The sequence below is a fragment of the Paenibacillus antri genome, assembly GCF_005765165.1.
In the GTDB taxonomy this organism is placed as follows: domain Bacteria; phylum Bacillota; class Bacilli; order Paenibacillales; family YIM-B00363; genus Paenibacillus_AE; species Paenibacillus_AE antri.
Window position 1 is genome coordinate 76,512 of sequence record NZ_VCIW01000011.1, and the last position, 19,489, is coordinate 96,000.

Annotated in this window: 7 protein-coding genes; 3 read left to right on the plus strand and 4 right to left on the minus strand. The window is 60.2% G+C overall.

What is annotated here, in order from left to right:
• Positions 1 to 71: 71 nt before the first annotated feature.
• The 4 genes from FE782_RS16790 to FE782_RS16805 form a co-directional block, all read right to left on the minus strand.
• Positions 72 to 7,718 carry an S-layer homology domain-containing protein gene (locus FE782_RS16790; RefSeq protein ID WP_138195398.1) on the minus strand — a complete coding sequence of 2,549 codons (7,647 nt, stop codon included), beginning with the start codon at positions 7,716 to 7,718 and terminating at the stop codon, positions 72 to 74.
• 30 nt (positions 7,719 to 7,748) lie between these two features.
• The gene (locus FE782_RS16795; RefSeq protein ID WP_138195399.1) at positions 7,749 to 13,073 is read right to left on the minus strand and encodes a DUF5011 domain-containing protein; all 5,325 of its coding nucleotides are present in this window, start codon (positions 13,071 to 13,073) and stop codon (positions 7,749 to 7,751) included.
• A gap of 778 nt (positions 13,074 to 13,851) precedes the next feature.
• Positions 13,852 to 14,340 carry a phosphatidylglycerophosphatase A family protein gene (locus FE782_RS16800; protein ID WP_138195400.1) on the minus strand — a complete coding sequence of 163 codons (489 nt, stop codon included), beginning with the start codon at positions 14,338 to 14,340 and terminating at the stop codon, positions 13,852 to 13,854.
• 144 nt (positions 14,341 to 14,484) lie between these two features.
• The gene (locus FE782_RS16805; RefSeq protein WP_138195401.1) at positions 14,485 to 18,114 is read right to left on the minus strand and encodes a DNA polymerase III subunit alpha; all 3,630 of its coding nucleotides are present in this window, start codon (positions 18,112 to 18,114) and stop codon (positions 14,485 to 14,487) included.
• A gap of 185 nt (positions 18,115 to 18,299) precedes the next feature.
• On the opposite strand from FE782_RS16805, the gene FE782_RS16810 reads away from it, so the two are divergent.
• The 3 genes from FE782_RS16810 to FE782_RS16820 all read left to right on the plus strand — a co-directional run bounded on the left by FE782_RS16810 (position 18,300) and on the right by FE782_RS16820 (position 19,488).
• The gene (locus tag FE782_RS16810; RefSeq protein WP_138195402.1) at positions 18,300 to 18,635 is read left to right on the plus strand and encodes a YtrH family sporulation protein; all 336 of its coding nucleotides are present in this window, start codon (positions 18,300 to 18,302) and stop codon (positions 18,633 to 18,635) included.
• A gap of 6 nt (positions 18,636 to 18,641) precedes the next feature.
• Positions 18,642 to 19,136, plus strand: coding sequence for a sporulation membrane protein YtrI (locus FE782_RS16815; protein WP_138195403.1), 495 nt, complete (start codon positions 18,642 to 18,644; stop codon positions 19,134 to 19,136).
• A gap of 70 nt (positions 19,137 to 19,206) precedes the next feature.
• A complete protein-coding gene (locus FE782_RS16820; protein ID WP_138195404.1) occupies positions 19,207 to 19,488 on the plus strand; it encodes a YtpI family protein in 282 nt (93 codons plus the stop codon).
• Position 19,489 lies beyond the last annotated feature (1 nt).

Below are 19,489 nucleotides of genomic sequence, written 5' to 3' on the forward strand. Positions count from 1 at the left end.
AAAACGCTGCAAGAAGCCGTACCCGCGCGAGCTCAAAGCCCGGCGCGGGTACCGATTCTTTCGCCAATCCTTCATTGCTGCTCGGAAATCCAGCGATCGAGCCGCGCCGCGATCGCCGCCGCTTGCGCGCGCGTCAATTCGTCGTTCGGCTTGACGGCTTGATCGACGCCTCGGATAATACCGTTCTTGATGCTGAGCGCCGCCGGCTTTCTCGCCCATTCCGGAATCGATGCCTTGTCGACGAACCCGTCAAGAATTTCATTGATTTGCGCGTCGCTCATCGCTTCGCCGAGCCCCATCTTCTCCAGCAGTCGTCCGGCCATCGTCATCGCCTCGATGCGCGTGATCGTCGCCTGCGGCGCGAAGCTGCCGTCCTCGCGGCCGGTCGCGATGCCGAGCGATGCCGCGGCCGATACGCTGCGGCGGTACCATGCGTCGGAACCGACGTCCGTGAAGCTCGCTTCGCCCGTCTTGTTCATCAGACCCGAGCTGCGCAGCAGCATGGTCGGGTATTCGGCCCGCGTAATGTTGCCTTCCGGATCGAATTTGCCCTCGCCCTTGCCGAGCACGAGCAGCTGCGAAGCCGCCTCTTGAATGCTGGACGACGCCCAGTGTTCGTCGCCCACGTCGACGAATGTCGGCGCGCTGTTCAGAAACACGAGATGCCCTTCTCCGGCGAGTCTCGCGTCCACGAACGCTTCGCCGTTATTCATCGCGAGCTTCCACGGCACCGGCGTCCACGAGCCGTCCGCGGCTTGCAGCACGACGGCGGTCATATCCGAGATCGAGACGTCGTCCGGCACGCGAATCGTCGCCGGGACATACCCTGTCCAGCTCGACGCCGGCAGGTTCGTCTCGATCGTCACGCCTTGGCCGTCGCCAAGCGCGGAGGCGCCGAGGCCGCTCGCCGTCGCGCGGAGGCTGCGCTGCTCCGACTCGTTGTTCGGACGGACCGTGACGTTCACGTCGCCCGCAGCGTTCGCGAGCATCGACGGCGCGATCGTCAGCTTCGCGGACGGCAGCTCGAGGCGAATCGGCTGCTTGTTGTTCGCGGACTGCTTCGCGAGCGCCGGTTCGATGGAGATGGCGTAGATTTTCACGGTCGGATCGGAAGCGACGACCTTGATTTCTTTGCCCGGCTCGGACTTCGCCGAGCTTGCCGTCAACCGGACGTTGATCGTGTCGCCGGAACGGCTGCCTCCGGCCGGCTGACCGTCGACTTCCAGCAATCCGCCGCCTCCGCCGCCACCGCCACCGCCGCCGCCGCCTGCCGCTGCGGTCCATACGTTCGCGATCATCTTGCTTGACAACGCTACTGCTTTCTTATCCGACGACGTCTGCTTCGCAACGACGACGCTGCCGCCTGCCGCGACCGCGACCTCGCCGTTCGACGGCAAGTGCGTCCAGCCGGTAAGGACCTCGTTGAATACCGGGGCCTTGTACGCTGCGTCGCCTGCGAACGTCTTGTATACCAGCTGATACCCCGTCATGTCGCCCGCGTCCGACACGACGATCTTCGTCTTACCGGCTTGGCCGCCGACCGAAACCGTATATGCCTTTACTTCTCCGAGCGACGTCGGCTTCGGCACGTCGACCGAAGCGATCGCCGTCGTGGAGAGGGTGACGCCGTCCGTCACCGGGTACTCCGCCTTCACCAGGCTGGCGCCGACGGAGACGCCGGTCACCTTGACCTTAGGGACCCCGTTTTCCTTCACGAGCTTCACTTGTACGGCGTCGCCCGCGTCGATGTCGAACGTCATCTTCTCCAGATCGTTCGCCGGAACGACGACGTCCTCGAACACCGGCTTCCCGGCGGTCGTCTTGCCCGCCACGACGCGCAGCACCGGCTGGAGTTCGCGTGTTTCGCCCTTCTGCATCGAAGCGATGTTCCGCAGGACGAGACCGACCGGCGCCTTGAAGGCGTCGTTGACGACGTTCACCGTTGCCGCGTTCTCGTTGCCCGCGCCGTCGCGCGCGACGAAGTTCAAATCGAGCGTCGGCGCATTGCCCGCCGCCGGTACGGAACCCGAAAACGTGCCGTCCTCCGCCACCGTCAAGGCCGTACCGTTCACCTTCACCGTCGCGTCCGCGTTCGTCGTTCCCTTCACCGCGATCGAACCGTTCTTGGTGCGTTCCCCGTTGACCGGCGCATCGATGTAAATCATCGGCGCGATCGTATCGACCGTCAGATACAGCATCCGCACGGCGATGTCGCCGGTAGCCGTATTCGTCGATACCAATTCGATCGCGTACGTGCCGTCCGTCGTAAACGCGTCGAAGCTCATCGCTCCCCGGCTTCCCGTCGCCGTATTGGCCAAGGTCGCCTTGCCGATCGACTCGTTCGCGTAGAACGCTTCGACGACGACGTTCTTCTGATTCGCCTCGAGCGTTACCGTCTGCGACGTCTGATTCGTCATCCACTCGATGAACGGATCGCCGAGCTTCTGTCCGTCGATGACCGCCGACAGGTTCGGTTTCGCGGGAATCGGCAGCAGCTTCTTCGCGCTGTCGACCCGCTCCGCGAAGTGATAATTCCCGTTCTCGTCCGCGGCCGCGGACGGCAGCGTCGCCGCCGTCACGCCGACGACGTACTCGTGACCGACCTCAAGACCCAAGTACTCGGTAGGGACCGAATCGTCGCCGCCCTCGAGACTGCCGGTGTCGATCGCCTTCGACGTCGACACCGCGTCCCAACCGCCGATCAGTATGCCTTCGTACCTCCCGGTAGCCGGCTTCCAGTACTTCTCCAATTCGGCTTCGGTATACAAAATCTCGCCGAAATTCTCGTACGGCTCCAGCTTACCGTTCTTCTCCCGCATCGCGGAGATCGCGTAGCTATGCTCGTACGCCTCGTGGCCGGCCTTCTTCGCGCTCGGGGTAAAGCCGAGCTTGAACAAGCCGTTGCCGGCCGGCGTTATCGACACGTCGCTTACCTTGACCGGAGCGAGCGGATCGACGATCTCGAATTTCTCGGCCGACGTCTTCGTGCCGTACGTCGAATCCGACTTCAGCTCGACGCGCAGGTAGTACTCGCCTTGCTGCAGCAAACCGCGGATATCCTCCACATCGCCGAGCAACGGTACCTGCGTGACGTCGATCGCCTCCGATCCGCTCGTCGTAACGCCCGTTACGCCGCCGTTCCGGGATACCGGCAAGTCCCCTGCGAGCAGCAGCCCCGCGTCGCCCGGCTCCAACACTTCCGTGCCGTCGGACAGTACCGTCTTCTCGGTCGCGACCGCGTCCTTCGCCAAATACAGGCTCACCGTATCGCCCGGCTTCGCGTGATCGACGGCCCACGAAGCGGTGAACGCATTCGGGTTCGAAGCGTCCTTCGTCAGCTTCGCTTCCTTCAGCTGCGCCGCGACCGGCACGTTCATCAGCTTCGACTCGACCGGAGACACCGCCGTCAGCGTCCACGCCTTGCTTCCGTTCGGCCCCGTCGTCTTCGCCTTCTCCGCCGGCACGATAATGTACGCCCGTCGAACGTCGACCGCGTCCTGCCGCGCTTCCGGAGGGAGGTCCTTCACTAAGATTTCTTGCGTGAACGCGTTCGCGTTCGGGTTCGTATTCGTGTTATCGAACACGACCGGGTACAGCTTGCCTTGCGGATCCTTCAGCGTAAAGCTCGGCATCTCCGCATCCGTGTACTCCATCTCGATCAGCGCGTTGCCGCTGACGCCGTCCATCGGAATGAGATGCTCGCGGCCGAGGTTGCTTACCTGAATGCCGCCGACGCCGACGCTCATCGTGCCGTTATCCATCACGTCGATGCCGTCCGCCACCGAGCGGTACACAATATCGTGCGTCTCCCGCTCCGCGTCGACCCACGAGGTCGCCAGCGTCTCGACGCCTTGGCCGACGACGAGCAAGCGCGGACCCCGCTCCGGATCGTTAACGACCAGGTGCAGCATGCCTTCCGGCAGCTGTTCCCCGTCCGTACCGAATTCGACGCCTCCGCCCCAATAATACGTAATGCCGAGCGTAATGAGCAGAATGCCGATGCTGCCCCATACCTTGTCGTTATTGAGGCCCAGGAACACGCTCGAGAGCGGCATGCCGCCTACGACCGGTACGGCCGGCGGGATTTGGATTTTAGACCCGATATACCCCTCGAAGTCGATCCGGTTTTTCTCCAGGTTTTGCCCGACGAAGATGCCCGCCTTCCCGACGACGATGCCCCAGCCGAGCACGTCCACTTCCGCCTCCGCGCGGATGAACCAAGGGGTCACCCACTGCGCCTGAAGCAGCGCCTCCGTGACCATCGGAAGAATGTCGTCGGCGTCCGGGTCCGTCTCCGGCGAGAAGCCGAGCTCCCCGTGCAGCGCGAAGCCCGTACGCTTCAGCGTCAAGTCGATGTCCCCGAACAAATTCGCGGGCGTCATCCCGAACCGCAGCGTGACGCCGGCTTGAATGACGAGCGGGAACGGATCCTTCGGCGTGCCGCCGGCGATCGTGTCCGCCAGCTCGCGCAGCGCGCCGCGCACGCTCTTCAGGTACGTCGCCGCCGAGATCGGCACCGGCTTCGGCAAGTCCATGCCGAACGCGATAACGTCCGGAAGAACGCGGCCGTCGGCCACTTGCTTGAAAGCGAGCTCCGCCTTGATGCCCGACAGCTTCTTCAGCTCGGCTTCGAACTTGATGCCGTACCGGTTCGACACGTTCTCCACCGGCTGCACCATGTGCGTCACGAAGATTTCGCCCTTGGCGCTCTTCTTGTCGTCGCCTCCGGGCTTGCCGATCAAGCCGATGTCGGACGCCAGATTGAACTTGAGCGCGGCGTCCACGCCGACGAATCCCTTCTTATTAAAGATGATGTTCCGCATCTCCGCCTCGAGAATCTTCATCGAGACCGAACCGCCGAAGCTGACGCCCCCCGGGCGGAGGATGTAGTCATTGAACTCGAATTGGAACCCTTGAACCGAAAAGGTCGGCACCTGAAACAAGCTATGCCGGTTGAAGTACACGTTCTCGATCATAATTTGACGAAGCGGGTTCACCCGGTCGAACAACGAGCCGACCGCCCAGCCAAGCGATCCGTTGAGCGACGTATCCTCCGGGTTGTCCTCGCTGTCCGGGAACACTTCGTTCGGGATCACATAGCTCATCCCAAGCTTCTTCTCGAAGCCGCCGAAGAAATCTAACGTCCACTCGCCCTTATAGAACGTGAAGCCGCTGTTCGCGACGCTGAGCGAGCCTTCGCCCTTCACCGCCAACGTATCCAGGAACGGCATCGCTTCGTAGCCGTTGATCTGATCCAAATCGAACACGTCCAGCTGGCCGCGCACGAGTACTATATCTTTGCCCTTGTAGGCAACGGCGTCGTTAATGATCGCCGGTTCGGTCGTCGCCTCGACGATAACCTGCTCGTCCGCCCCGGAACCGACTTGCTTGATCATCCCGCGAATGACGACCAGCCGCTCGTTATCGGGATTCAGGTCCCCGTTCAAATTAATATTGAAAAAGTCTTCGAGCTTCTTCTCCGAATCGAACAGCTTGTATTGGTAAACCGGAACCTTCTTCGTCGCGTCGACGGCAAGGTATTTGGTCAAGTCGAAGGACGGATCGATCGTCCGATTCATCCGTCCGATCTTGTTCCGCGCTTCCATGAACGCTTGTACGCCGCGGTTGACCGCGGACGTATTCGGGAACGGCTTCCAGGTATACTCTTCATTCAGTTCCTTCAAGTCGTCGGCCGAAACGCCGGATCCGTTCGCGATGTCGAATACATCCACATAATTTTTATAAATGGCAATAATATTCGCTTGGCGGATCCGGTTTTTCTCGTCGTCCGTCACTTTGAACGTCTGCGACGTCGCGATGTCGTACATGGCGGCGATCTCTTCGTCTCCGCCGGTGTCGCCCTTGAAGTCGATTTCCACTTGATATTCGCCGAGCGGCAGCTCCGGCCCGAGATTCGGCCGGATGACCGTGCCGTTCTTATCGACTTCGGCGCCGCCTCGGTACGAGATGCGCATGTCGCCGGAGAAGCCGTCGTCCGTCGGCTGCAGCATGACGGCTTCCTTGACCGGCACCTTGTAGCGTCGGCCGGTCGCCTTTTCCTTCAAAAACAGATCGAAGTTCGGCTCGACCAGCTCGTTTCCCGTGTTGTACGCGTCGAGATTCGTCAGATTGACCGTGATCAGCTTCTGGTCGGCGCTGAACAGCTCGTTCGGCGACAAACCGTACGCGTACGTCGGCACCGCTTCGCCGACGGCCGGCAGCAGGATGAAGTTCGCCTTCGTCGATTCATACTGCGCAAGGACGCTCTCGTCCTGCACGCCCTCGAGCTTCTCCCGCGTCTGCGGGCTGCTCGCCGTGAGCAAATATTCCTTGTTCGTCGGCCAAGGTCGGCCGGTCGCCTTCACCTTGAACGAGACGGTGACCGTGTCGCCAGGCTTGTATTTCGGCTCGATGCCGTTTTCCGCCTCTTCCGGCGTCGCCGGCTTCTTTCTTTCCACCGTCTTAGAGCGGACCGGCTCGGTTTGAACCTTGCCGTCCTTCCGGACAATGTTCCCTAACTCATCCACCTGCACGAACGACAATCCGCTCTCGAGCGTGAGCTTCACATCGATTTTCTCATGCTCCATATTGTACATCGGCAGGTTTTCGACTTCGGCGATAATGTCGAAGACGCCTTCGTTCGCATAATCGCTGCCGTCCGCGAGCGTGGCCAGCTGCTGCGGGGTGTCGAGATAACGAATGGAAAATACTTTGTCCTTCTCGACGATTTCGCCGAGGCCGTATACGGTTTCGTACGTCTGTACCTGTCGGCTCGGCACGGTTTCCGGCTGCCAATAGAAGGCGACGGCGGAGTCGGCCGTGCCGTAGTCGTTCGTATCGCGCGTGAAGTCGAGATTGCCGTTCGGGACGTAATCCCACTTCGTGTTCGCGAGGCCGTTCCAGTGGCCGACGATCATCTCGTCGACGAGGTAGATGTTCGCTTCCGCGAAGTTGTTGAAGCCGTAAGCGATAACATTCGTCGCCAGCGGGTTCGTCGGGTCCAGCGCGTCCTTCATGACCCAGTAAGCTGGAAGCTTATAAAAGGCATAATCGTCGCCATTCGGGTCCAGATTGTATACTTTATCCGGCTCGTGCACGAGCTTGCGTTCGACGAGCAGCGGCTGCTCCGTAATCGTGCCGATCTGGAACTCCGGCCCGTCGTTGCCGCCCACCATCGTGTCGAGCAATATCCGCGAGCCGACTTCGACCGGCTTGTTCGTCGGGTTGTACACTTCGTACCGGACATTGACGTTGCCCGCGTTCAGCTTGTCCGACGGGTCGCGGTACAGCATCAAGATTTGCTTGATGCTGACCCCCTCGATCGTCCATACCGTCTCGATCTGCGACGTCCCGTTCGGGTTGTTCACGATGCGCGGCTTCGTAATTTCCGAGAAGAAGTCCGGCGCGAACTTGTACGGATTGCCGAAAATATAATCCGTCCCGTTAATCTTGAACGTCGTGAACGACGACTCCGGGTCGTCCCCTCGGAACATGAGATCGACCGACTGGTCGTTCTTCCGGATCGGTTGGCCTTCCACGGTCCGAACGCCGAAGCGTCCGGTATGGTTGTCGACCGTGATTTTAATGAAGTCGTTTTGTAAAGTCGTCGCGTCCGGGGTCGACGCGACCGCCGCGAGGGCGGACGTCGCGCCGGTCACCGTGCTCAGCAGCACCGCGGCGACGAGCCATAAGAGCATCGTTTTCCGAAACAGCTTCAATGGGGTTCCTCCTAGCATGATCAACACCGCTTATTCCTTGCCCGAGACGAAGAACATCGCGAAGTCGCGTTCGCGCTCCTGGTTGCGCACGATGATCGTGTACCAACCGACGTCCGGGAACGTATATTGGAACTTCAGGCTCTGGAGCTCTTTCAGGCTCACTTGCTTCGCCAGCAGCTTCATCTGCCCTTCGCGATACAAGCCCGGTTGATAATAGATGTCGTACGTGCCCCATTCGTTGACGCGTTCCTGTCCTTTGACATCCACAAGGTTGTAACGGGAAATCTCGAAAGACAGCTTGTTCGTGTCGAACAACGCGGTTTCGGCGCTGGCGCCGGAGATCAAGACGTCATTCGCCAGAATGAGCATCCCGTCCGTCGCCACGACGACGACGTCCTGCGTCGCGGTCGTCACGTTGCCGACTTGGTCCTTAGCCGTGTATGTCACCCGCTGACGGCCAAGCTGGGCGAGATCGAGTCCGCCGATCGTCACCTCGATATTCTCCGGCTTGGAGACGTTGTCCGACGCCGCGTAGCCGCCGAGGTCTTTCTTGAAGTCGAAGCCGGCTTTGTTTTGGGCGATCGCGACGACCGGCCGGTTCAGCGTCAGCTCCGGCGCCTTGTTGTCGAGTCCGGCGACCTGGATCGGGATCCGGTTGACGTTGCCGACGAGATCCGCAAGACCGATCGTCGTCTTGCCTTCGGCGGAAAATACTTTGCTGTAAGCGAATGTTCCGTCTTCGCCGCTGATTTTGTTGGCGTAGCCGACGCCGCCTTCTCCCGGAATGGCCGACGCGCCCGCGAATACCGGATTTCTCGGATCGGTCTGTCCGCTCACCGTCACCTGCACCTTACCTTTGGCGTACGTCTTGCCGTCGATCGTTACGATCTTGTCCGCCGCGAGCGGGTTGCCCGCGTCGTCGACGTATTTGTACGCGACGGATGCCGGCTGAGGCGGCGCGGAGACGATGTTGTCCACCGTTTCCTTCACGATCGTGACATTGCCGTACTCGTCCCCGATCCGGAAGGACGCCGTACCGTTCTCCGTCAGCGTAACGAAATTGGATGTCTCCAGAAAGTCGAAGTTTTTCCCGTTCGGGTCGGCCTTCTCGAGCGTCAGCGTGACCCCGGAAGAGAAGAGGACGTTGTTCTGCTCGTCCCGCACCGTGCCGAACTGCTGCGAAAAGTTCGTTCCGTACATATAAGAACGAACGAATCTGACCTGCGGCGCTTCCTTGTCGATCACGTCGACGGTCGCCGTCGCCGTGCCTTCGTTGCCCGCTTCGTCTTGGAACATGAACGTAAACGTGCCGTTTTCGGTGAACGTGTAGACGCTTCTGCCGCCGTTATTGATGACCTTCACCGGCTCCGACGTCGACAGTCGAACGGAGACGTTGCCGTTCGTCTTCGCCGGAGTCGCGCCGCCTTCCGCGACGTATTCGACGCTGCCGATCGGCGCCGTGCCGTCGACGTTATACACGACGACGTAGAGCGTGTCCGTGCGCGTCGGATCGGCGAGATCCGTAAGATCGAACGAATAGTAACCGTTCTGGTTGACGTGGAACGTATTGCCCTTGCGGCTCGGCGTCGCCGGATTGACGTCGGACGCGTTCACTCGAATGCCTAGAGGCGGCGTAATCTGGATATCGACGCCGGTCGCCGGGCTGACCGGACGCGTCGTGTTCAACGTCGCGAGCGCATACACCGGCTGCTCCGCGGAGAACGCCGAGATGTCGAGCGAATACGGCTCGCTCACCGCGCCGCCCGGCGTACGGAATTTCACTTGAATGCGGAGCTGCCCCGGCACGTTCGTCGGCACCTTCACCGAGACGAAGTTCGTATACGGGCGCCACTTGATCCAGCTCGTGCCGCCGTCCGGGGATACGGATACGTCGTACCCGGTCTTGTCCTCCGTCGCCAAATCCAGCTTCACGATGGCGGTATACCCGTCTTCCTCGTCGCCGTACAAGTAAACGAGGTCCGTCTTCGCCTGCGCCGGCGGCGTCGTACTCGCTCCCGCGTTCGACACTTTGAACGGCCCCTTCGGGGTGACGATGCCGCGGTTGCCGGATTCGTCTTCCACGAAGACGTACAACCGGAAGTCGGCGATTTCGCCGGCTGCTAACGTCCTGGCATCGATAACGACCGTGCCGCCCTCCGGCAAATCGATCCAACCCGCGTCCTCTGCCGTCGGGGCGGGCGCTTCGGCTCGAACCCACTTGTATTTCGAAACAATCGTTTCTTGCTCCCGCTTCGAAATCCCGACCGCGACCGACTGCTCCTTCAGCGGATACGAAACTCCGTCTTTACTGAAGAGAACTGTCGGCGCAGCGTTGTCGAACAGGTACGTTTTCGAAAAATAGTGCTTTCTTCCGTCCGGTTCCGTCACTTTCACATGAACGGTTTGCGCTCCCGACCATGCCGTATTCGCCGGGATCCGATAGCTTGCGCTCTTCCCCGCGGCATCGGATGCGAACGGCGCGATCGACGCGTACGCCCCGTCGTCCGACGGAGGCGCGGGACTCGCCGCGACCGCGAATCCGACGCTTGCGTACGTCGCTTCCGTAACGGTCATCCCTGCGTTGCCATATACCGCTCCGGTTACATCCGGGACGTCGAAGCCGCTTACCGTGAACACGACGTCATGACTCTGAACATAGCCGATCGACGGTGTCGGCTCGAACGAAGCGGATACTCGGGACGTCGAATCGACGATCGCAGCCTCCTCGACGCGGACGACGCGCTCGTTGCCGGCATTGTCTTTCATTTTCACATAGAGCCAGTACTTTCCGTCCTCGTATATTTCGCCTTGCGTCGTCACGCTCAAGGCTTCCCCGCTTAACGCCTTCGACTTCCAGTCGACATCCGCCGGTTCGCTTCCATCGGCGACCCATTGGTAAAACACAGAAGCGATGCCGCTGAGATTCGCGTCGCTGAGATGCACATCGGCCGTGACGATCGGCTTGTTATTGTCCATATTATGCGAGACGATCGTCGGCGCCTTGTTGTCGAGCTTGAACACCGTCTTGTTGTATGTCCAGTTGGAATCCGCGTGCTTGAAATCCTCGAGCGTCCAGATCGAGACGTCGCCGTATTGACCGACCTTCTCGATCGCCTTGTTGCGCGCGTATACCAATTTATCCGCATCGGACGCGCCGGGGGCTTCCGCCAGCCATGCGTCGCGCTCGGCCGGGTGCGCGTCGAGATACGTCTTCGCCTTCTCGTATTGCATGAGCTCGCGCGCCGTGTCCCACGTCATGTCCGCCGTCCACGTATGGAGGTACCAATCGCCGCTCTTCTCTTCAAGCAGCGCTTCCGCCGGCGGCGGGATCATGTTCGTCTTGTTGTTGGCGACCGTGAGGTTCACCTTCGCAAGCGCCTCGTCGCCCGAGTACAAGTCTTCCCGAGGCTGCTTCGCGCTTATCGAGAATCGCTTGACCGCCGCGAAGTTGTCCGCTTCCTTACCGGCGAACGGATCGGTCGGACTTTGGCTCCAGTAATAGTAGACTAGACCGACAGAGGACGCTCCGCTCATGTTCGACGGACGATATACGCCTCGACTCGGGCGCGGCTTGCCGCGGTCGTCTCCGATCGGCTCGAGCGACGGGACGATAAGATCCGGATCGTTCGCATCGATCGTCACCTTGCCGTTTTTCTGGAACTGGGTATCGCTGGCGCCGCCGTTCTCGAAAATGTAGCGGATGTCCGGCTTCGTATTGTCGACCTGCAATCTCGCCCAATCGATCTTCGAATTGACGAGCGACGGATCGTTGCCTTCGTCGTCGCGATTCTCGCCTTCGAAATTCGCCGGCTGCACGAGCATGTTGCCGGCATAGTCGTGAATGACGGCCTTGTCGGTCAACTTGTTGTTGTGCGTAAGCGCGATCGCCTTCAGCAGCGGAACCTCGACGCTCTTCCCGTCCGGGATCGTCATCGTGAACGTCCACTTGTCCGATCCGCTGCCGGACTTGTAATAGGCCTTCATGCCATTATTGAACAATAGGTAGGTGTCTTTGGTCTCCCAGCCCGGCTCCCGGTTGACGATCATCTCTTCCGTGAACTGAACGGAGAAGTCGATCGTGTCGTCTTTATTCAAGGTAACGCCGGTTAAAATCTCCGGCTGTATGCCGTTGCCGACCTTCGAATATTTCGGCGCCACCGCGTCCACGATGACGCGGAAGCCGCCGTTCTCGAAGTCGAACGGATTCACCGTCTTTCCTAAGAGGTAAATTTCGCTGCCGGGCAACGCTTTGCCCGGGAACGGAAGCTCGGCGACGTTCCCCGCGGCGTCGATGAGCACCGCGTCTTTGAACTTGTCTTGAAGCGTCTTCTCTTCCACCGGCGCCCCGGAAGGCGTAGTGCCAGTGATGTAAGGCTTCAGCGGGAGATTCCCGCTGTTGTGATACTTCACGCCGGTGTAGTTGTACGTGAGGTGATCGGTCATTTTTTTGAAATTCTTATCTTTATACGTTGTGTTTTCTAGATATTGCGCTTGTCCGGCCGCAGGCAGCCCCGTTCCCGCCGTATTCGTGAACAGCGGATGCTTCAGGAACGGATCGCTGATCGCCGGCGCCAAAGACAGCTCATACGGATAGATCGGCTCGTCGAATTTATACGTTAACGTGATGTCTTCATTTCGTTTCGCATACAGCTCGCGCTGATTAATCTTCTCGTTCTGGCGTTCGGCGCCGTCTCCGTCGAACTGGTACCCGGTCATCGTAGGTCGCTGGGTGTCCTTAAACTTCACATAGAGACCGCGGACGCCTGTCGGATCTCCCGTACGATCGCGAACCCCCTTAATCACGATGTGAATGGCGCTCGTTTTCTTCAATCGAACCGAGCCTCTGCTGGCGCCGACTCCGCCGTGCCAGGCTTCATCCGCGACTGTGAGATCCGTGGAGTTGTTTACGGTGTCATACACCCTGATCTGTGCGTTAGTTCCCTGGTAATCCTTATCGACGCAAATTCCTAGAATCTCCGTCTCGCATTCCTCGGCCCACTTCAAACCGCTCCAACCGACGTCCACCTCGGCATGGCCACTGCCGGCCAACTCCGACAACAGCGGGTTGTCCTGAACGCGGATCGTCATGGACACCTCGTCGCCCCGCCACATGATCGTCTCTCCGCCGGCGAAGTCGACGGTGAAGTTGCCGTTCTTCCCATATTCGAAACCTTGCGTTCCGATTTGGAAGTTGATCAACGCATTCTCGGCCTGATGCGACAAGTTTCCGATGAGAGCGCCCCCCAAGCGAATCTCTACATCACCGCCCGAAGCTTCGGCTTGGGGAATTCCGCCGACCGGCGCCATCGCGACGAGTAAGCACACGGCAAGAAGCGAAATCCAAACCCTTTTCATCAATCGGCTGCCTAGCATAACAACACCTTCTCTTTCTGGTAGATGACTGGACGCTTACAACGCAAGCGCCCTTAAACAGAATCTGACACAATCCGACAGTTTCTTGGCATAGCTATATGTATACGAGATGAATCTCGTGCAAAACTTCGAACGCTATATCCTGAACGGAATCCCTTAGGTAGAAAATTCGGTATAACGTCCTAACATGGCCCTTTTTACCGCTAGCGATTGTACCGGAGCGCCCGTTATCCGCAAAGTAACGCTGTACCGCTGATCGCCGTAACGGTATACTGCTTTCAGCCTATCCAACTCAGAATCATTACTTAAGACCTATAACTACTAACGTGGTTTATCATTTATTGTAGTAATTCAGACTGAACAAATACTGAACATTCCTATCGTTGTCATCCATTCCCCCATCACGCTCGATATTTCGACCTATTTCGACAAGTATTTTATATTTGATTCATCGGTTCTTCACTATCATTTCGCGCGTTTAAAAATATGGAATTACAGTTTTTTACTGTTAAGGTTCTTCCGTCGCGTCTTATTTGTCTCATGGGAACGATTCGCCTGCACCGCGATCGCGATTTGATCTCGCGAATAGTAGAGGGGGAGTCGCAAGCTGAGCGAAAGGAAGTCGAGGAGAAGGAGATGGAATAGGGAACCCACTCTCCGAGGACTTTACCCTAGGATCCTGTATTTTGTTCTAAAAAAAAGACACGCCCCGGCTTCCGCCGTCAGCGTGTCTCTCCTAACTATGCGATTGTTCGAATCGTTACCCCGTCCCATACTCCTTCGCGTTCGGATCCTGGTGCGCGATGCGCGCCGAAGCCGCGGCCGCGAGCCCGGATACGAGGTCGTCTAAAAACACATGGATGCCTTGCGATCGATCGTTCAGTTCGCCGATAATGCCGGGTTTTACTTTATCCAGATAACCGAAGCTCGTGAGTCCGATCATGCCGTACACGTTCGTAATGCCCATCGCGAGCGTCTCGTCGACGCCGTACAGCGATTCGTCGTTTTCCATCAAGCTTTGAAGCGGTTCGGGCAGTTGTCCCTGCTCCGCCAGCATATCGAGCGCGATGCCCGTGATGAACACGTATTGCACCTCGCGCTTCTCCAACACCGCCAACACGCTCTCTAAGCAATCTTGCAGCACGAGTTTGGGGTTGTACGGTCTTTGCATCTGAAGCACGATGTCGGCGACTCGCTCCAAGGCGATTCCACGGGAGGCAAGCGCGTTCAAGATCCATTCCGGCGGCATCCGATCTCCTCCTTCGTCGCACGCGGCAATTCCGCCGTTCGAGCCCCGACCTGAAACGCGCGACTCGCGTACGCGGACAAGCTCGATTCCGGTGGGAATACCAATATATGCGCCAACGAAGGAAAATATGAAAAGAATGTGCGCTTACTTCCGCTTCACCGCGCCTTCGCCGAGAAGCCGCTCCAGCTGCTTCGTCAGCACGGTCGTCACCTCGACGCGGTAGTCGACGTTCAGCTCCAGCAATCGAGCGCCCCGTTCGTAGAACAGCGCCACGCTCGAGCGCCCCGGATGCTTCTTCAGCGTCGACTGCAGTCGATGCAGGATGCTCGGCGTCTCCTTGTCGGGCGCGATCTTCAGAAACAACGTGCCCTCATCCACCGTACGCGTCGGCGGCGGCGCCGGCTTCGAGGCGCCCCCTCCGGCGGAGCGCGGGGGGGCAGCCCTGGCCCCAGCACCCGCACTCGCGGCCGGGCCCGCCGCACCGCCGCGCGTGGATCCACCGCGGCTTTCGTACCGCGGCCGACCGCCGCTGGCCGGCAGCCGCCGCACCGCGCCGCCGCTTCGGAGCCGAGCCAGCAGCGCCTCGTCGTCCATCGCGAACAGCTGCGACGCGATCAGCTTCACGTCTTCGTCGCCGTGCTGCACCTTCGCGAGCAGCGCGCAGACGATCCCCTTCCCCGCGAGCGAATGGTTCGCTTTCCACGTCTCGGGGAACAACACGACCTCGACCTTATGGACGCGGTCCTCCACCTCGAGGAACGCCATCTGCTGACCTTTGCGCGTCACGATCTGCTTCACGGACAGCACCATCCCGAAGACGACGACCTCCGTCCCCTCCTCCAGCTCCTGCAGCCGGTGGATCGGCACCATGTCGTACGCGTCGTACCAATCGGCGTACTGATCGAGCGGGTGCCCCGTGACGTACAGCCCCAGCAGCTCCCGCTCCTGCTCGAGCATCTCCATCCGAGGCATCGGCCGGATGTCCGGCATCTCGATCGTCCAGTTCGTGCTCTCCGACAGGCCGAACAGCTGAATTTGCAAGTCTTCGCGTTCCTTCTTCCACTTCGACGCTGCTTCGACCGCTTCGTCCAGCACCGCGAGCAGCTGCGCCCGATGGCCGGGCAGCTCGTCGCAGGCGCCTGCCGATACGAGCGACTCGAGCACCCGCTTGTTGCATACCCTCAGGTCGACGCGTCGGCACAGGTCGACGAAGTCGCGGAACGGGCCGCCCGAAGCGCGAGCGGCCAGAATCGACTCGATCGCCTGCGTGCCGACGTTCTTGACCGCGGCGAGCCCGAACCGGATCGCGCCCCCCGACGTCGGCGTAAACAGCACGCCGCTCTCGTTCACGTCCGTCGCCAGCACCGGAATGCCCATGCGCCGGCACTCGTCCACGTATTCGGCCACCTTCCGGTGGTTGCCCATGTTCGCCGTCAGCATCGACGCCATAAACTCCACCGGGTAGTGCGCCTTCAAATAGGCGGTCTGAAACGCCAGCACCGCATACGCCGTAGCGTGCGCGCGCGGGAAGCCGTAATCGGCGAAGCGCACGATCATGTCGTACACCGCGTTCGCGTCCGCCTCGGTATAGCCGAGTCGCAGGCTGCCCGCTACGAACGCCGCGCGCTGCTCGTCGAGCACCTCGCGCTTCTTCTTCGATACCGCGCGCCGCAGCAAATCCGCTTCGCCGAGCGTAAAACCCGCCATCGTCGAAGCGATCTGCATGATCTGCTCCTGATAGACGATAATGCCGTACGTGTCGCGCAGCATCGGCTCCAGCGAAGGATGCGGGTACTCGATCTGCACCTTGCCGTGCTTGCCGGCGATATATTTCGGAATAAACTCCATCGGACCCGGGCGGTACAGCGCCAAGACCGAGATCACGTCTTCGAAGCGCGTCGGCTTCAGCTCGCGAAGCACGCGACGCATGCCCGTCGACTCGAGCTGGAACATGCCGGTCGTCTCGCCGCGTCCGAGCGTCTCATACGTCAAAGCGTCTTCGTCCGACACTTCGCGCCAATCGACGACGACGCCGCGTGACTCGCGCAGCCACCCGAGCGTCCGCTCGATGATGGACAACGTGCGGAGCCCGAGGAAATCCATCTTAAGCAAGCCGAGCGCTTCGAGATGCTCCATCGAATACTGCGTCAGCGCCGCTTGCGACGTGCCCTCCTGCAGCGCGACCACGTCGGTGAGCGGCTCCCGCGAAATGACGACGCCGGCGGCATGCGTCGACGCGTGCCGGGGGAAACCCTCCACCTTGAGCGCCATGCCGACCAACGCGCCGACGCGTGCGTCCCGCTCGCTCCACTCCTTCAGCTCCGGCACGAGGCGCAGCGCTTCCGCGATCGTCATGCCGAGTTGATTCGGAATGAGCTTCGCCACCCGATCGACGTCGCCGAACGGCACGTTCATCGCCCGACCGACGTCCCGCACCGCGGCCCGCGCCGCCATCGTTCCGAAGGTGATGATCTGCGCCACGCGGTCGGGGCCGTACTTCCGAACGACGTAATCGATGACCTCGTCCCGCCGCTCGTCGTTGAAGTCGATATCGATATCGGGCATCGTCACGCGCGCGGGGTTGAGGAACCGCTCGAACAGCAAGCCGTACTTGATCGGATCGACGTCCGTAATGCCGAGCGCATACGCGACGAGGCTGCCCGCCGACGACCCCCGCCCCGGTCCCGTCATAATGCCGCGCTCATGCGCGTATCGGATGAAATCCCATGTGATGAGGAAATAATCCGAATACCCCATCCGCTGAATCGTATCGAGCTCGAATCGCAGCCGCTTGCGCAACACGTCCTTGAACGCCTCGTCCTCCCATCGGTCCGCGTACCGGCGGCGAAGCCCTTCCACGCACAGCGACTTCAAATATTCCGGGCCGTCCATGCCGTCGGGCAGCGGGGCGAACGCCGGCAGGGCGGTGCGCCCGAGCTCGAGCTCCACGTTGCAGCGCTCCGCGATCGCGGCCGCGTTGGCGACCGCCTCCGGCGCGTACGCGAACAGCGCCGACATCTCGTCCGCGCTCTTCAAATACAGCTGATCCGTCGTATACTTAAACCGCTGCGGGTCGTCCACCGTCTTGCCCATGCCGATGCACATGAGCACGTCCTGCACGGCCGCGTCTTCGCGAACGGCATAGTGGACGTCGTTCGTCGCGACGAGCGGGATTTGCTTTTCCCGGGAAATATCGACAAGCTGCGACAGCAATTTCCGCTGCTCCAACAGCCCGTGATCCTGCAACTCAATGAAGTAATCCTCGCCGAAAACCGACTTGTAACGCTCAGCCGTCGCCTTCGCTTCGTCGACCTTGCCGGCCAACAGCTTCTGCGCCACCTCGCCCTTCAGACAGCCGCTCAGCACGATCAAGCCCTTCGCATGCTTCGATAGCAGCGCGAAGTCGATCCGCGGGCGATAGTGGAAGCCTTCCAGATGCGCGGCCGAACAAAGCCGGAGCAAATTGCGGTACCCTTCCAGGTCCTTCGCCAGCACGGTCAGATGGTACGTCGGATTGTCCTCCCGCGCGCTCTTGTCGCGCATGGACACCGCCGCTACGTAAAACTCGCAGCCGAGAATCGGCTTGACGCCCGCTTCCCGGCACGCCTTATAGAACGGCACCGCCCCGTACATGACGCCGTGATCCGTAAGCGCCAACGCGGGCATGCCGAAGTCGGCGGCCCGCTTCGCCAGATCGGAAATCCGGGCGGCGCCGTCGAGCAAGCTGTATTCGCTATGAACGTGCAAATGCACGAAGGAATTCGCGGAATTCATGTTCGCATCACCTCAGGTTAAACGGCTTCGTCGCCCGCTCCGGACGTTTCTCCGTTCGCCGAAGACGACTCAGGCGTTACATTCAATGGGAATATACGTTCTGATCGTCAAAAATATTGTATCATATCGCGCGCGTCTTGTCCCATACATATAAGAGAGATGCGAAAAAAGGGAGGCCGGACCCGATGGCGGTATCCGAATTTTTGTCGAAGGCGATTCAAGATTTCTTCGTGGCGTTCGGGGTCGTGTTCGGCGCGTCGCTGCTCGCCGGCATGAGCTCCATCGTCACGATGCAGCCCCCCGGCCCGGCGGAGACGATGCGCCAGCTATCCGAAAATTTAAAGATCTGGGCGGTCGTCGTCGCCATCGGCGGCTCGATCGATCCGATCCGATTCATCGAACATTCGGTGTCCGCGGGGTACTTCTCCCCGGCGGCGAAACAAATTTTATTGATCCTGTGCGCGTTCCTCGGCGCCCATTCCGGCACCGAGCTCATTCGCTGGATCGTCGCGCCGAGGTAGCCGGGCATGCGCGTACCGGATTTGCAGCGCATCCCTTCGTTCATGCAAGGGCTCGGCCTCTGCCTCGGCGGCGTCGTCATCGGCAGCGCGATCATGACGGCCGTATCCCAGCGCACCGTGCAGGAGCTGCATTACGAGATTCAAGATTTAGAAGCGTCGAATCGGGTGCTCTCCGACCAAGTCGCCGCGTTCGAAAAAGGGAAAAACCGCCGCAACGTCGTCGACCGCACCGCCGTCCGCTGGGACGCCGAGCAGAAAGATCTCGGCAAGGCGACGCTCGGCGAACTCGAAAGTCTGATCGCCGCCGATCTGCTGAGGATCGTCGGCAAGCAGGTGCAGCCGGACATGTACGATCTCTATCGAGGTCTTATCGACGGCAAGGTGTACTACAACGTCAACGGGGCGGACTATCGTATCCGCATCACGGTGCTGTCCGTCGTCGGCTCCGAATTCGTCGTGTACGTGCGGGCGGAGTCGTTCGTGCCGGACCGGAGCAATTGATTTTGCCGGGGAAAAAGGGTACATTGGTCTCGCAACCCTATTTTCCCGGAAAGTCAGGTGTTTTTGGATAATGTTATACGTATTCTACGCGGCGATCGCGGCCGCTTGCGTGCTGTCCGTCGTGTTCAGCTTCCGCTCCCGCCGATCGACCGATCCGAAGTCCCGCGGCTTGAACGCGGCGCTTATGAACCTATCGATGGGCGCGCTGCTCATCCTCGCTTCGCTCGTTCAAGTCGTCCTGTTCGAGCCGGATACGGTCCGCATTATCGTCGGCGCGATGTTCCTGCTCGTCGGCCTGTTCAATCTGTTCGCGGGCTTCCGCAATTACGGCCGATTCTCCCGGATGCAGTAGA

Bases quoted from the DNA above. Each gene is read 5' to 3' on its own strand.
- FE782_RS16800 (WP_138195400.1), bottom strand. From the start codon at position 14,340: ATGCCGCCGGAATGGATCTTGAACGCGCTTGCCTCCCGTGGAATCGCC.
- FE782_RS16805 (WP_138195401.1), bottom strand. From the start codon at position 18,114: ATGAATTCCGCGAATTCCTTCGTGCATTTGCACGTTCATAGCGAATAC.
- FE782_RS16795 (WP_138195399.1), bottom strand. From the start codon at position 13,073: ATGAAAAGGGTTTGGATTTCGCTTCTTGCCGTGTGCTTACTCGTCGCG.
- FE782_RS16810 (WP_138195402.1), top strand. From the start codon at position 18,300: ATGGCGGTATCCGAATTTTTGTCGAAGGCGATTCAAGATTTCTTCGTG.
- FE782_RS16815 (WP_138195403.1), top strand. From the start codon at position 18,642: ATGCGCGTACCGGATTTGCAGCGCATCCCTTCGTTCATGCAAGGGCTC.
- FE782_RS16820 (WP_138195404.1), top strand. From the start codon at position 19,207: ATGTTATACGTATTCTACGCGGCGATCGCGGCCGCTTGCGTGCTGTCC.